Origin of the sequence: Pedobacter panaciterrae (assembly GCF_013204795.1) — a bacterium.
In the GTDB taxonomy this organism is placed as follows: domain Bacteria; phylum Bacteroidota; class Bacteroidia; order Sphingobacteriales; family Sphingobacteriaceae; genus Pedobacter; species Pedobacter panaciterrae.
This window is the reverse complement of record NZ_JABMKW010000016.1, coordinates 696422-710126: the sequence shown is the minus strand read 5'-3', so window position 1 is coordinate 710126 and position 13705 is coordinate 696422. Positions and strand designations below refer to the sequence as shown.

Annotated in this window: 14 protein-coding genes; 7 read left to right on the top strand and 7 right to left on the bottom strand. The window is 38.3% G+C overall.

Annotation, left to right across the window (positions count from 1 at the left end):
• Window positions 1–55 precede the first annotated feature (55 nt).
• The 3 genes from HQN86_RS10930 to HQN86_RS10920 are packed head-to-tail and all read right to left on the bottom strand — an operon-like array spanning window position 56 to window position 2433.
• Window positions 56–940, bottom strand: coding sequence for a class I SAM-dependent methyltransferase (locus HQN86_RS10930; RefSeq protein WP_172661005.1), 885 nt, complete (start codon window positions 938–940; stop codon window positions 56–58).
• 9 nt (window positions 941–949) lie between these two features.
• Entirely contained in the window at window positions 950–1702 is a 753-nt protein-coding gene (locus tag HQN86_RS10925) for an ABC transporter ATP-binding protein (protein WP_048903872.1), read from the bottom strand.
• On the bottom strand, window positions 1699–2433 hold the full coding sequence (locus HQN86_RS10920; protein ID WP_172661004.1) for an MlaE family ABC transporter permease: 735 nt from the start codon (window positions 2431–2433) through the stop codon (window positions 1699–1701). The genes HQN86_RS10925 and HQN86_RS10920 overlap by 4 nt, the downstream gene beginning before the upstream one ends.
• Before the next feature lie 160 nt (window positions 2434–2593).
• Here HQN86_RS10920 and HQN86_RS10915 point away from each other — a divergent pair, with 160 nt between their 5' ends.
• Genes HQN86_RS10915 through ispG form a run of 5 tightly spaced genes read left to right on the top strand, consistent with a single transcriptional unit; the run spans window position 2594 to window position 7651 of the window.
• Window positions 2594–3283, top strand: a complete 690-nt coding sequence (locus HQN86_RS10915; protein WP_172661003.1) for an SDR family NAD(P)-dependent oxidoreductase — start codon at window positions 2594–2596, stop codon at window positions 3281–3283.
• Between the two features lie 20 nt (window positions 3284–3303).
• Window positions 3304–4011: a PspC domain-containing protein gene (locus HQN86_RS10910; RefSeq protein WP_172661002.1), complete on the top strand. Its 708-nt coding sequence runs from the start codon at window positions 3304–3306 to the stop codon at window positions 4009–4011.
• 1 nt (window position 4012) lies between these two features.
• Window positions 4013–4945, top strand: a complete 933-nt coding sequence (locus tag HQN86_RS10905) for a LiaF transmembrane domain-containing protein (RefSeq protein WP_172661001.1) — start codon at window positions 4013–4015, stop codon at window positions 4943–4945.
• Window positions 4946–4986: 41 nt separating this feature from the next.
• Window positions 4987–5607, top strand: coding sequence for an RDD family protein (locus HQN86_RS10900; RefSeq protein ID WP_172661000.1), 621 nt, complete (start codon window positions 4987–4989; stop codon window positions 5605–5607).
• A gap of 49 nt (window positions 5608–5656) precedes the next feature.
• The gene (gene ispG, locus HQN86_RS10895; protein WP_172660999.1) at window positions 5657–7651 is read left to right on the top strand and encodes a (E)-4-hydroxy-3-methylbut-2-enyl-diphosphate synthase; all 1995 of its coding nucleotides are present in this window, start codon (window positions 5657–5659) and stop codon (window positions 7649–7651) included.
• On the opposite strand, the gene HQN86_RS10890 is transcribed toward ispG, so the two are convergent.
• Window positions 7611–9599, bottom strand: coding sequence for a sensor histidine kinase (locus HQN86_RS10890; RefSeq protein ID WP_172660998.1), 1989 nt, complete (start codon window positions 9597–9599; stop codon window positions 7611–7613). The two genes, ispG and HQN86_RS10890, sit on opposite strands and share 41 nt — an antisense overlap.
• A 143-nt stretch (window positions 9600–9742) precedes the next feature.
• Here HQN86_RS10890 and HQN86_RS10885 point away from each other — a divergent pair, with 143 nt between their 5' ends.
• Window positions 9743–10855: a Gfo/Idh/MocA family protein gene (locus tag HQN86_RS10885; RefSeq protein ID WP_172660997.1), complete on the top strand. Its 1113-nt coding sequence runs from the start codon at window positions 9743–9745 to the stop codon at window positions 10853–10855.
• 18 nt (window positions 10856–10873) lie between these two features.
• On the opposite strand, the gene nudK is transcribed toward HQN86_RS10885, so the two are convergent.
• Window positions 10874–11449, bottom strand: a complete 576-nt coding sequence (gene nudK / locus HQN86_RS10880) for a GDP-mannose pyrophosphatase NudK (protein ID WP_172660996.1) — start codon at window positions 11447–11449, stop codon at window positions 10874–10876.
• 51 nt (window positions 11450–11500) lie between these two features.
• On the opposite strand from nudK, the gene HQN86_RS10875 reads away from it, so the two are divergent.
• On the top strand, window positions 11501–12256 hold the full coding sequence (locus HQN86_RS10875) for a DeoR/GlpR family DNA-binding transcription regulator (protein ID WP_172660995.1): 756 nt from the start codon (window positions 11501–11503) through the stop codon (window positions 12254–12256).
• A 1-nt stretch (window position 12257) separates the two neighbouring features.
• Here HQN86_RS10875 and arsB read toward each other — a convergent pair whose 3' ends face one another.
• Together arsB and HQN86_RS10865 are read right to left on the bottom strand one after the other, a co-directional pair.
• The gene (arsB, locus tag HQN86_RS10870; protein WP_172660994.1) at window positions 12258–13292 is read right to left on the bottom strand and encodes an ACR3 family arsenite efflux transporter; all 1035 of its coding nucleotides are present in this window, start codon (window positions 13290–13292) and stop codon (window positions 12258–12260) included.
• Window positions 13292–13705, bottom strand: a complete 414-nt coding sequence (locus tag HQN86_RS10865) for an arsenate reductase ArsC (protein ID WP_172660993.1) — start codon at window positions 13703–13705, stop codon at window positions 13292–13294. Before HQN86_RS10865 ends, arsB begins: the two co-directional genes overlap by 1 nt.

The window sequence follows — 13705 nt, the reverse complement described above, 5'->3', positions numbered from 1 at the left end:
TCTCCTTCGAGATGACGGGTGTACGCCACTTCCTAATTGAAAATATTGAATTTCTTTATTTGAAAGTATTGAACTTGCCAAAAACACCTAATGGTAGTTTAATACCCGAAGTTGCCTGCAAATACAATTCTCCTGTCTCAAGATTTTTTACCTGAGGGAATGAAGTTTTAATCAGATTCTCTACAATAACAGAAGAAAAACCTAAAGAGTAAGTGTTTAAGATCAGAAAGTGTTCTTCTTCATCCAGCAACTGAACAACATCCTGCATCATTTCCTGAATGTGGTCTTCCAGTTTCCACTTCTCACCATTTGGTCCATGACCAAAAGCAGGGGGGTCCAAGATAATTCCATTATATTTTTTACCGCGTTTAAGCTCTCTTTTTACAAACTTTAGTGCGTCTTCAACCACCCAGCGTACATCTTTAAGCTTAGAAAGTTCCTGGTTTTCATTAGCCCAGTTTACTACTTGTTTAATAGAGTCAACATGAGTAGTGTCTGCTCCGGCAGCTTTTGCAATTAACGATGCAGCACCTGTATAAGCAAATAAGTTTAATACTTTAGGGCTTGCCGTTTTAAATTTCTTTATCGATGAAGAGATATAATCCCAATTCACAGCTTGTTCAGGGAAAACACCAACATGCTTAAATGAGGTTAATCCTAAGCGGAGGTTAATACTTACATCATCATTTTTGTACTCAACATTCCAGCGATCTGGTAAATGGGCGGAGTTTTTAATCCATTCTCCGGAGGTAGCAGAGCGACCTTTAAATTTGATATGTGTTTGTTTTTTCCAGTCTTGATCAGACAAAGTCTTTTTCCATACCGCTTGGGGCTCAGGTCTGGATAGTACCAGGTTACCGAAACGTTCTAATTTTTCAAAATCACCACAATCAATCAGCTCATAATCTTTCCAATGCGTGGGTGTTAGCAGGCTTATCATAATTATATATTAAAACTTTCCTTTTGCAGCCTTCATAAAGCGGCTTGCAAAAACGAAATCATTTAGTTCTTGAATCTCAGTATGGGCAATTTCTTTGTTAGAGCCTTCCCAGAATTTCTTGCCTTCGTGCAAGAAAAGAATATAGTCGCCGATACCCATTACAGAGTTCATATCATGGGTAACAACTATGGTTGTAGTGTTGTATTCTTCAGTAAGCTCTTTAATCAGCTCATCAATTACAATCGAAGTTTTAGGATCAAGTCCAGAGTTTGGCTCATCAACAAACAAATACTTTGGGTTCATGGCAATAGCGCGGGCAATACCCACACGTTTTTTCATACCACCGGAAAGCTCTGCGGGAAACAGTTTGTTTTTTCCTTCAAGGTTTACACGTTCCAAACAGAAATTAACGCGCTCCAGCTTTTCTTTACGTTCCTGATCGGTAAACATATTTAAAGGGAACATGATGTTCTCTTCAACAGTCATTGAATCAAATAAAGCGGAACCCTGAAATAGCATACCTATCTCTTTTCTGATCTCTATCTTTTCTTCGAAGTTCATGGTAGTAAACTCACGCCCATCGTATTCTACACTTCCTTCTTCAGGATGGTGCAGGCCAATCATACATTTAAGTAGTGTGGTTTTACCCGAACCGGAGCCTCCAATGATCAGGTTGGTTACACCAGCTTCAAACTTACCTGAAATTCCCTGTAGTACTTTGTTGCTGCCAAACGATTTGTGTATGTCCTTAATCTCGATCATAATAATAACTGGGTTACAATGTAATCACATGCCAATATCGTAATACAGCTAACAACAACAGCTCTTGTACTTGCCTGGGCTACCTCGAGTGCACCGCCTTTTACATAGAAACCTTCATATGCAGGAACCGAAGTGATGATAAAACCAAATACAAAAGCCTTTACAAGGGCTACAACAATGGTATAAGGATTAAAATCAGTAGTGATACCCTGAATATATTCGGCAGGAGAAACAGCTCCAGATAAAGTACCACCAATGTATCCACCGGTAATGCTGAGGAACATAGACATAATTACCAATAAAGGAACCATGGTAATCCCCGCAATGATTTTTGGCAGGATAAGATAACCGGGAGAGTTGATTCCCATAATCTCGAGTGCATCAATCTGCTCGCTAACACGCATTGTACCAATTTCAGAGGAAATTGCAGACCCGATTTTACCGGCCAAAACAATAGCGGTAATGGTAGGACTAAGCTCAAGAATACTTGAATCTCTGTTTACAGAACCGATAATGGTTTTAGGGATAAAGTCGCTAACCAACTGGAAGGCAATTTGTAATGTCATTACTGCTCCTATGAAAGTAGAAATAATGGCAATCAGCCCCAGGGAACCTACCCCTACAAAATCCATTTGTTTAAAGATGGCCTTCAAGTATATTTTAAACTTTTCGGGCTTTCTAAATACCGCTTTCAATAAAAGTAGGTACCTGCCAAAATTGGTGAAATTCATTCAATGAAAAATTAGCTATAGTATTTGTGCAATATTATTACAAAGAAACAATAAAAAGTTGAAATCGTTGTAATCCCTTTTTCTAACCAATCTTTGGCTATTAATGTTTTGCCATGCGGTGCTTTTTTGTATTATTGTGTTAAATAAAGATGTTTAAACAATGAATGCAATTATTACCGGCGCGACTAAAGGTATTGGAAGGGCCATTGCAATAAAGCTGGCACAGAGTGGATATGACTTAGCAGTGTGTTCAAGAAAAAAGACTGAACTGGATAGTTTTGCAGAAGAGTTAAGGCATACAGGTGTTAGGATATTTACTTATCGGGCAGATTGCAGCATTAAAGAAGATGTGTATGCATTTTGTAATGCTGTAAAAAACGAAATGCCCAAAGTTGATGTTTTAGTGAATAATGCGGGTATGTTTTTGCAGGGATCTATACTTGATGAAGCTGATGATCAGCTTGAAAAGCAAATAAATCTGAACCTTAACGCAGCCTATTACCTGTCAAAGTTTTTTGGTAAAATGATGCGCACACAGCAATCAGGCCACATTTTTAACATATGTTCGATAGCCAGTAAACAAAATGCAGAAAATGCAGGTAGCTATAGTGTAACTAAAGCAGCATTGCTAAGTCTTAATAGTGTATTTAGGGAGGAATTATCAAAATACAACGTTAAGGTAACAGCTGTATTGCCAGGTTCAACACTAACATCATCGTGGGAGGGAACAGAAATCCCCGCTGATCGTTTTGTACAACCAGAAGATATTGCGAATACCATATACACCATTTTAAATTTAAGCAGTGGCGTAAATGTTGATGAGATAACTATAAAGCCGATACAGTTTTAAAATATAGGAGGAAATATATTATGGACAAGAGATTATTTAGAAATGAGCATGAGAAAGTAATTGCAGGTGTATCATCTGGAGTTGCGGAATACATGGAGGTGGATGTGACGATAATCAGATTATTGTTCGTACTCTCAACCATCTTTTTAGTTGGAACAGGGATTTTGGTGTATATCATCATGTGGATTGTCGTACCTGTAAATAACGATCCGACAAAAAGATTTTCAAAATTCAATGAGTTTTATAAAGGACCACAAAATAATCCTTTTAACTCACCAAACGCGTTTTCACAGCCGTATCAAAACCCGGAAACATCAAATCCATCGCAATCGCAAGCATGGACTTCATCTACAGTAAGTGATGCAGGTTTTACAACTGAGCCGAAACAACCTGAATTTAAGCCTTATCAGAAAAGTGATACTGGAAGAACTGTAGGGGGATTGTTTTTACTGGTTATAGGCCTGTATTTTCTGATGAACGAGTTTAATATCATTCCTTTCTGGTTTAGTATAGGCAAGTTATGGCCACTGGTATTTGTTGCAATAGGAGTAAGCTTTATTCTTAAGTCTAAAAGAAAAGATGCCTGGGAAGAATGGAAAAAACAAAATCCTCAGGAAGGACAAACTACTGATCCTGTAAACCCTGCACCTACACCAACAGACATACCAGGAAATTCAAATACTGGCGAAAGCAATATAGACGATAGATTCACCAAAAAAGATATATAAGATGAAACTGGATAGAATAATGTGGGGTATAGTACTGCTTTTTATAGGTGGGGTGCTCCTTTTAGAAAATTTTCATATAATTGATTTTTACTGGCGCAATGTTTGGCGTTTCTGGCCAATATTTTTAATTATCGCAGGTGTAAATATTCTTTTTAACAGAAATAAATCACAGATAGGTGGAATAGTGTCTATCGCAATCCTTGTTGTAACCTTAGGCGTTTTGTTTTACAAAGGTCAGCAAGCTCCTGAGAGTAAAAGATGGGCTGATGTGAACATTGAAGACAGTGTAGATTTTGATAACAACGATACCGAGCACCTGAGTTTCTCTCATCCTTTTACAGATTCTGTTTCTACTAAAACTGTTTTGAATGTTTCTGGAGGTGGAACATCTTTCGACCTGAAAGGACCTACAGACAGTTTAATTACTGCAGATGTAGAAAAAAGAGGAGGAACCTTTTCATTACAAACAGAAAAAACTGATAGTATAACTACAGTGAACTTTAAAATGAAAGGCAATTCGAAATGGAATATGGGTGACGGTGGAAACGATGTTAAAATGAAATTAAACATTAAACCTACCTGGGAAATCCATATGAATATGGGGGCCGGAGAAGTGAATTTTGACCTTTCACAATACAAGGTGCGCGCTTTCAACTTTGATGGTGGTGCCGCTGCACTTGATATTAAGATCGGAGAATTGCTGCCTATTACAGATGTAAATGTAAAAACTGGTGTAGCAGATGTTAAAATTAAAATCCCATCAAATTCAGGATGCAGAATTAAAACCAAAACCGGACTTTCATCAAAAGATTTTACAGGTTTTACCAAATTAGAAGATGGCACCTACGAAACTCCGAATTATAAAGCTTCAGCTAAAAAGATATTTATCAATTTAGATGGAGGATTGAGTAGCTTTGAGGTAAATCGTTATTAATCGATTTATCGCGCTTAAATTGCGACAAGCTAACTCTTAGAATGGAAAGTAAGAACGAAATTGAATATACCGTTGTCATAAACGGAAAGCCGGAAGGCCCATATCAATTAGAACAATTAAAGTCACTAAATATCCTTCCGGGAACTTTTATCAGGAAGCCTGGGATGGACGATTATAAAGAAGCTCACGAGTTGCAAGAACTGCGTGAGCTTCTTGGTTTTACCTTTCAGAAAACAGCCCCTCAATACTTCGCTTCCTTTGATCAGCGTTTGCTGGCCTCCGTTATAGATTATTTTTTCTTAACACTGGGCTATGTGCTGCTGGTATTAATCAGTTTCATCTTTGTAGAAGAAAAAACGCAGCGGATAATGGTCTCACTGGCAGGATTGCCCCTCATTTCTATTGCTAAATTTATTTATAGCAGCATTGCCGAAGCATCTGATAAGCAAGCAACCATTGGTAAGCGGTTAATTAATATTAAAGTTACAGATCTGGGTGGAAACAGGATCAGTTTAAATAATGCTTATGGCCGAAATGCTGCTAAAATATTGTCTGTAGCTCCTTTCTTTTTGGGCTACTTATACAGCTTTCTGAATAAGAAGCAACAGTGCTTTCATGATCTGATAGCGGATACACTGGTTATAAAAGACCGGTTGATCTGACATAACAGTTATAAACATAATCTTTATCTTTGTAGCACATTAGCAAGTCATGGAAAAAGTATTTGATCAGCGCGCGTTACAGAAAGAGTTAAAAGGCGGGTATTGTAACAGTTTAACCCAATATTCAAGATTTCTAACCAGAGAGGTTAGTATCGGGGATATTCCGATGGGAGGATTAAATCCAATCCGTATTCAATCTATGACCACAACTGATACCATGGATACCTTGGCTACAGTTGAGCAAACCATTAGAATGGTAAACTCTGGTTGCGAATATGTTCGTATTACTGCCCCAAGTATGAAGGAAGCAGAAAACCTTGCTAACATTAAAAAAGAATTAAGATTCAGGGGTTACAATGTGCCACTGGTTGCCGATATCCACTTTACGCCAAATGCTGCTGAAGCTGCGGCTCGAATCGTAGAAAAAGTAAGGGTAAATCCGGGTAACTATGCAGATAAGAAACGCTTCGAAAACATTGAATATACGCAGCAAGCCTATCAGGCAGAGCTGGAGCGCATATATAAGAAATTTACACCGCTGGTAAAGATCTGTAAAGAATACGGAACAGCAATGCGTATTGGTACTAACCATGGATCGCTGTCAGATCGGATCATGAGCCATTACGGCGATACTCCAAGAGGTATGGTTGAATCGGCAATGGAGTTTATCCGTATGTGCGAGGACCAGAATTATTACAATCTGGTTATCTCTATGAAAGCCAGTAATACACAGATCATGGTTCAGGCATACCGTTTACTGGTAGAGACCATGGTAAAAGAAGGCATGAATTATCCTTTGCACCTTGGTGTAACTGAGGCTGGCGATGGGGAAGACGGCCGTATTAAATCGGCAGTTGGTATTGGAACATTACTTGAAGACGGATTGGGCGATACCATTAGGGTTTCTTTAACCGAGGATCCTGAATTTGAGGCTCCTGTTGCAAAAGCATTGGCTTCAAGATATGAAACCAGGGCACTGTTAAATAATGAAATTATTGCGGGACAAAAATCAGAAAGCATTACTGTAAAAGACCTGCCCTATAATCCTTACGAATACAACCGCAGGCATACAGAACCTGTACAACATATTGGCGATCATCATCACCCTGTAGTGATCATTGATGCATCTAAAGAAAACTTAAAAGACCCTTACTTTTTAACAGCAGTTGGCTATAAATATAGTGCAGGTCTGGATAAATACAACATGGCCGATCAGGCAACCGATATGGTATATCTTGGAGATGCATTGCCTTCATTCTCTTTTCCGGGTAATCTAAAGCAGATTTATAATTATCAAACCTGGCTAAATTTAAAGGATAAGAACAATTGCCATCCCTTACTTTCTTTTGAAGAATACATTGCTGCCGATGTTAAAGATGAGTATTTAAATCTTGTTAGTATAAAAGCAGAAGAGGGTGCCGGTATAGATCTTTCTAAATTGCAGTCAAATGTAGTTTTGGTATTAGAAACTAATGCTGCACATGGTATGGCTATGCAAAGGGAGTTTTTTGTATCCTTAATGAAGCATAATTCGCAAATACCGGTTGTAGTAAAAAGAGCATATTCAGGCATTAGTGCTGATGATCTGATGCTGTATGCGGCTACCGATCTTGGTGCTTTGTTTACTGATGGACTGGGCGACGGTATATGGATCAGTGCTGACGAAACCGTAGGCTTATCATTAATTAATGCCACAAGTTTTGGTATTTTACAAGCAACACGTACCCGCATTTCTAAAACAGAATACATCTCTTGTCCAAGCTGCGGACGAACACTTTTTGATCTTCAGGAAACTACCCAATTGATCCGTTCACGTACCGATCATCTTAAAGGAATCAAAATTGGTATCATGGGTTGCATTGTAAATGGCCCGGGTGAAATGGCTGATGCCGATTATGGCTATGTAGGAACCGGCCCTGATAAAATAACGCTTTATCGCGGAAAAGAAGTGGTCAAGAAAAATGTAAATGCTGCCCGTGCCCTTGATGATCTGATTGAACTGATCAGAGAAGACGGGAACTGGATAGAGGTAAATCAAAACTAAAAGACACTTTATTTCCCAGCAGGTCAATGTTCAGTTTACTGTCGTTGGCTTTTATATATTCCCTGATCAGCGTTAGGCCCAAACCTATACCTTTCTCATTTTCCGTTCCGTAGGTTGCGCCTCCCGCTTTTGGATTTCGAATATCTTCAACGTCAAATTGCTCTGGATTATTGATGGTATTCCACACGCAGATCTCTACCATATTGCCATGGTTTTTTAGGGCGATTCCAATTTCATTGCCGGTAGGAGTAAACTTTATCGCATTGTCAATCAGGTTTCGTAGAATGAGCTGTACATGGTCCTCATCTGCATAAGCTGAAAAAGAATCCGATAAATTGATGTCTGTCAGGATCCCTTTCTTATGGATCAGCGGCAGATAAACCAAAAGCAATTTTTCTATAAAAGGTTTAAGATCAAATGTAGTGGGTACACTATTTACCACTTCCATTTGTCGTCTTGCCCAATATAAAAGGTTATTTAAAGAACTATTGATCGTTTCAATGTGCTTTTGATTCTCTGTTAACAGCATTTTATAATCTTCGAGAGTTAGCATGTCCATGTCTTTAAGCGCAAAGATGCCTGTCAGACTGTTAAAAGGACTTCTAAGGTCATGTGCAATGATAGAGAATAACTTATTTTTTACAGAATTGGAAAGTTCCAGTTCCGTTATCGTGTCACTGAGTTTTAATGTACGCTCCTTAACAATGTGCTCCAAACGCAGGTTCTGATCGTTTACCAGCATCAGGTTTTCATCTCGTGTATGCTGTTCCCGTTTAATTACTAGATTATAACGATATCCCATTGCAAATGACAGTAATAACAATTCAATTGCTGATCCAATTGGTAAAAGATCAAAAGTATAATCTGTAAAAGGAAGAATCTTCGATAAGGTTAAAATGACAATCAAGATCGCCAGAGCTATGAAGCTCCAGGCAAGAATATAATATTTAGCTGGAGTATGCCCACTTCTGTAAGCAACAAATCCTGAAATCCATAAAATGATAGGAGAAACAAACATCAAGATCTGCGTATAGTTAGCCGCTATTCCCTTGTATCCAAGAATGCTGACAAAAAACAGGATGACACAAAAGAAAATAAGTGCCAAGTAAATCTTTAAAAACTTTGGTGCAGTTACACGGAGATTGAGGAAACGTCTACAAAATAAAATTCCAAAAATAACTGTTACGGACAGGAAGGCATGGGGATAAAGGTTGATGATTTTCCTTATCTCAGAATTAAGAAGGTAAGAATATCCCCTCAAATACAAAGAAACATAAATAAATAGACCAGGCACATACAGACAATAATACAGGTACAATTTGTCTCTCATATTCATGTATAAGAAAATGTTATACACAAATAAAGAAAGCAGAACACCCATAAAAACAATCTCCAGGTAGTCTCTGAAAGTAGGGCCCGCAACTAAAGTGTCAGAGGTAGCCATCTTTAATGGCAGTGGTAGGTAATTGTCAGATTTTACCCTTATAAAAATGTGCTGTACATCGGTTTGGTTGCTGTTTTGAGGTAAGCTGAAGGTATAACGATTCTCTGATTTTACCTTGGTGCTCGAAGGTATTAAAAAGCCTGATTTGAATTGAACCCAGGTTCCGTCAGTGTTATCTGCATAACAATCAATGTATTCAATATTGGGCATGTCTGCAATTAAATAAGCTTTTCCTGTGCTTTGATTAACGTAGTTAATTTTAATCCAAAATGCAGATTTTGTATTTCCGAGGTTTAGTACGTTTGATTCACTGGGTTTAAATTTTCCGGCCTTTTCAAAAGTTTTAACTTCATCAATCGTTAATGATGCATCCTTATCTTCAAAATAAGTTACCTGTTTACCTATATTGCTGTAAGGTGTGTTGTCGTTAAGATAAATCACCTGAGCAATGGCCTGAAATTTAGCAGAAAGTATAAAGGCAATTAAAATAAGAAAACGGCGCATATAAGAGATCGTTTACAATAATTGGTTTGGTCGTTTTTATAACCAAATGTAAGCCAACATTTTTGTTTATAGTATGTTAAGTCTATAAAACTTCTATTTTTTATGTGTAAAATATGTAAATTGGGTTTAAAACGATTTAAATTATGGATACACGTCGCGACTTTTTACAGAAACTTGGACTTTCTTCATTGGTTTTACCATTTATACCGCTTTCGGGATGGTCAGCTTCAAAAACTGATAAATTGTACGATGGACCAGTCTTACGGGTAGCTATTATGGGGCTTGGCGGCTATGGTAGTCGCGTTGCAGAAGCAATGCAATCCTGCGTTAAAGCAAAACTGGTAGGTGTAATTAGTGGAACACCATCTAAAATCAAAGACTGGCAAGCCAAATATGGTATTCCGGAAAAGAACTGTTATAACTATGAGAACTTTGATCAGATAAAAAACAATCCTGATATTGATGCGGTCTATGTTATTACCCCTAATGCGCTTCACCATGATCAGGTTATTCGTGTTGCCAAAGCAGGTAAGCATGCAATTTGCGAAAAGCCAATGGCAATAAGTCCTAAAGAAGGGCAAGAAATGATCGATGCATGTAAAAAAGCAAACGTGAAGTTGTTGGTGGGGTACAGGATGCATTTTGAGCCCAAAACCCTCGAAGTTATCCGAATGAGAAATGCCGGTGAATTTGGAAAGATCATGTTTTTTCAAGGACAATGTGGCTTTAAAATAGGCGATCCAAAACAATGGCGATTGAATAAACAGCTTGCAGGTGGGGGAGCAATGATGGATATAGGTATTTACGCCATCAACGGCTCCAGATATATGGTAGGCGAGGAACCTACATGGGTAACCGCACAAGAAAGCAAAACAAATACTGAAATATTTAAAGAAGGGGTTGATGAAACCATTCAATTCCAGATGGGATTTCCGGGTGGGGCGGTAGCCTCTTACCTGTCGACATATAATATGAACTATCTTGATCGGTTTTATCTTGTCGGAGAGAAAGGTTTTGCCGAGATGCAGCCTTCAACCGGCTACGGGCCAATAAAAGGGCGTACGCATAAAGGTGAATTAACACAACCCCACTCTACCCACCAAACTGTACAGATGGAAGAAATGGCAGGCATTATTTTAGAAGGCAAAGAGCCAATAGTACCTGTTAACGGAGAAGAAGCGCTAAAAGATTTAAAAATTATTGAAGCCATTTATCTGGCGGCTAAAACAGGTAAAAAGATACCGCTAAAACTGTAGGCTCTTTAAAAAAAGAGTTTACCCCATGATTTTTGATAGTGCAAGATGCTGAAGTAGCATGATTGTTTTTCCATCCTTGATTTCGCCGGTTGCAATCATTTTCATTGCGGTATTAAATGGTAATTCCAGTACTTCTATATCCTCATCTTCTACGCCGCCTCCTATTTCTGTTTTCATATCAGCCGTGTATTCTGCAATAAAGAAATACAGTTTTTCTGTAACGGAACCAGGACTCATATAAACTTCAAATACTTTTTGAACGGAGGACAATACATATCCGGTTTCTTCCTCTGTTTCTCTGCGGATAGCTTCCTCCGGACTGTTTTCGTCAAGTAAACCTGCGCATGTTTCAATCAGCATTCCGGTAACATTGCCATTAACGTATGTGGGGAATCGGAACTGCTTAATCAGAATAACGGTTTGCAGTGATCGGTTGTAAAGAAGGATTGTAGCCCCGTTTCCACGATCATAAGTTTCCCTGCTTAGCGTTTCCTGTATCCCTTTTTTAGACAAGAAGTTGAATGTTGTTTTCTTTAAAACATACCAGTCGTCTGATAAAATTTCCTCTTTGATTATATTTATTGTACTATTCATGATCAATTATGATTAATAATGATTATTTTTGATCAAATGTAGGCTATTTATATGAGTTTTCAGGAAAGAAAGAAAAAGATTTTAATGATACTTGATGAATTTGAGGCTTTATCTGTAATGGAGATCTCTCGGAAATTATCAATATCTCCTGCTACGGTCAGAAGAGATTTGCAAGATCTTTCTGAAGAGGGGCTCCTGCAGCGAACGCATGGAGGCGCCATGAAGCTAGATAATCTGCCCTTCGTGGCATTCCATAAAAAGCAAACTGCTAATACAGAAAGCAAGCAGGAAATAGGAAAATTAGCTGCCGCTCAGGTGGTAGATGGGGATACAATATTTATGGATTGCGGAAGTACGGTGTTTGCTATGTGTGCTCATTTAAAGAAGCTTAATAAGCTAAAGGTTATTACCAATTCTTTACCAATAGTAGCAGAATTAATAGATACACCTGGTATTGGTATTAACCTGATAGGGGGTGAGCTGGATAAAGAACGCAGAGCAGTGCACGGGGATATGGCGGTTCAGCACATCGATACTTATCACGTTTCTAAAGCTTTTGTAGGGGTCGACGGCATATCACTACAAAATGGTTTAACAGCACATAGCGAAAAGGAAGCCCAAATAACAAAAGCTTTTCTAAAGAATGCGGAGCAGGTTTATTTACTTACTGATTCCTCAAAAATTGGGAAAGATGCTTATGTTAAATTTGGAACTCTGAAATCGATACACTTTTTAATTACAGATGCTCAGCTAACGGGCCCTTTGAAAAAGAAAATCGAACAAGAAGGAGTGAGGGTGCTGCAGTAGTTTACTGGTAATACTTCTTTCTAAACCAAAAAGCAACATTTACCAGGGCAATAAGTGCAGGGACCTCAACCAGTGGGCCAATAACACCTGCAAATGCTTGCCCCGAGTTGATGCCGAAAACGCCAATTGCAACAGCTATTGCCAGTTCAAAATTATTGCCTGTAGCAGTAAATGCAATTGCTGTGTTTTTAGAATAATCAGCGCCAAAATATTTGCCCATAAGGAAGCTGAAGATAAACATGATCACAAAATAGATGACCAATGGTATTGCTATTCGTATTACATCCATAGGAATTTTTATGATCAGATTGCCCTTTAAACTGAACATGATCACAATTGTGAATAATAAGGCGATTAGTGTAACAGGTGAAATTAACGGTACAAATTTGGTTTGAAACCAGGTTTCTCCTTTAAGTTTTATTAATGTATAACGGCTGATGATACCCAATGCAAACGGTATCCCAAGATAAATCGCCACACTCTCGGCAATCTGGCCTATCGTGATATTTACTTCTAATCCTTTTAATCCAAATAAAGGAGGTAAAACGGTAATAAAAATATACGCAAATACGCTGTATAATAAGACCTGAAAAATACTGTTCAGGGCAATCAGGCCAGCTGCATATTCTCTATCGCCTTCTGCAAGCTCATTCCAGACAACTACCATTGCAATGCATCTGGCCAGGCCAATCAAAATTAAGCCTACCATGTATTCAGGGTAGTCGTGCAAAAAAACAATGGCTAAAATAAACATGAGTACAGGGCCTATAATCCAGTTTAGTACTAAAGACAGAGAGAGCACCTTCGTGTCCTTAAATACCCTGCCCATATTTTCATACTTAACTTTGGCTAGTGGAGGGTACATCATTAGAATCAACCCTATTGCCAGCGGAATATTTGTTGTTCCGCTGGAAAAGGAATTGATAATGGTAGCGGAAGATGGAACCAGATAACCGATTCCAATACCAACAGCCATAGCAAGAAATATCCATAAAGTAAGGTAACGATCAAGAAAGCCTAATTTTTTCCTTTCCATTAAATATTCTTTTCTATAAAATTCTGACAGTACTGTTTAATCATCTCCCTTACTCCTCTGAATTGTGTTTTAACCTCTTCATCAGTTCCTGTTGCTTTAGCCGGATCGGGAAAGTTGTAATGGAATTTTTGTGCACTTGTAGGGAAATACGGGCAGCTTTCCTTAGCATTATCACACACAGTGATTACATAATCAAAATCAACATCCATGTACTCATTGATGTTGTTTGAAGTATGTGATGAGATGTCAATCCCATCTTCTTTCATCGTTTCAATGGCTTTCGGATTTACGCCATGTGTTTCTATTCCGGCGCTATAGATCTCAGCATTGTTCTTTGCGAAGAATCTTAAGTAGCCTTCGGCAATTTGACTGCGGCAACTGTTGCCGGTACATAATACAAGTATCTTTTTCAT

Bases quoted from the DNA above. Each gene is read 5' to 3' on its own strand.
- HQN86_RS10930 (WP_172661005.1), bottom strand. From the start codon at position 940: ATGATAAGCCTGCTAACACCCACGCATTGGAAAGATTATGAGCTGATT.
- HQN86_RS10925 (WP_048903872.1), bottom strand. From the start codon at position 1,702: ATGATCGAGATTAAGGACATACACAAATCGTTTGGCAGCAACAAAGTA.
- HQN86_RS10920 (WP_172661004.1), bottom strand. From the start codon at position 2,433: ATGAATTTCACCAATTTTGGCAGGTACCTACTTTTATTGAAAGCGGTA.
- HQN86_RS10915 (WP_172661003.1), top strand. From the start codon at position 2,594: ATGAATGCAATTATTACCGGCGCGACTAAAGGTATTGGAAGGGCCATT.
- HQN86_RS10910 (WP_172661002.1), top strand. From the start codon at position 3,304: ATGGACAAGAGATTATTTAGAAATGAGCATGAGAAAGTAATTGCAGGT.
- HQN86_RS10905 (WP_172661001.1), top strand. From the start codon at position 4,013: ATGAAACTGGATAGAATAATGTGGGGTATAGTACTGCTTTTTATAGGT.
- HQN86_RS10900 (WP_172661000.1), top strand. From the start codon at position 4,987: ATGGAAAGTAAGAACGAAATTGAATATACCGTTGTCATAAACGGAAAG.
- ispG (WP_172660999.1), top strand. From the start codon at position 5,657: ATGGAAAAAGTATTTGATCAGCGCGCGTTACAGAAAGAGTTAAAAGGC.
- HQN86_RS10890 (WP_172660998.1), bottom strand. From the start codon at position 9,599: ATGCGCCGTTTTCTTATTTTAATTGCCTTTATACTTTCTGCTAAATTT.
- HQN86_RS10885 (WP_172660997.1), top strand. From the start codon at position 9,743: ATGGATACACGTCGCGACTTTTTACAGAAACTTGGACTTTCTTCATTG.
- nudK (WP_172660996.1), bottom strand. From the start codon at position 11,449: ATGAATAGTACAATAAATATAATCAAAGAGGAAATTTTATCAGACGAC.
- HQN86_RS10875 (WP_172660995.1), top strand. From the start codon at position 11,501: ATGAGTTTTCAGGAAAGAAAGAAAAAGATTTTAATGATACTTGATGAA.
- arsB (WP_172660994.1), bottom strand. From the start codon at position 13,292: ATGGAAAGGAAAAAATTAGGCTTTCTTGATCGTTACCTTACTTTATGG.
- HQN86_RS10865 (WP_172660993.1), bottom strand. From the start codon at position 13,705: ATGAAAAAGATACTTGTATTATGTACCGGCAACAGTTGCCGCAGTCAA.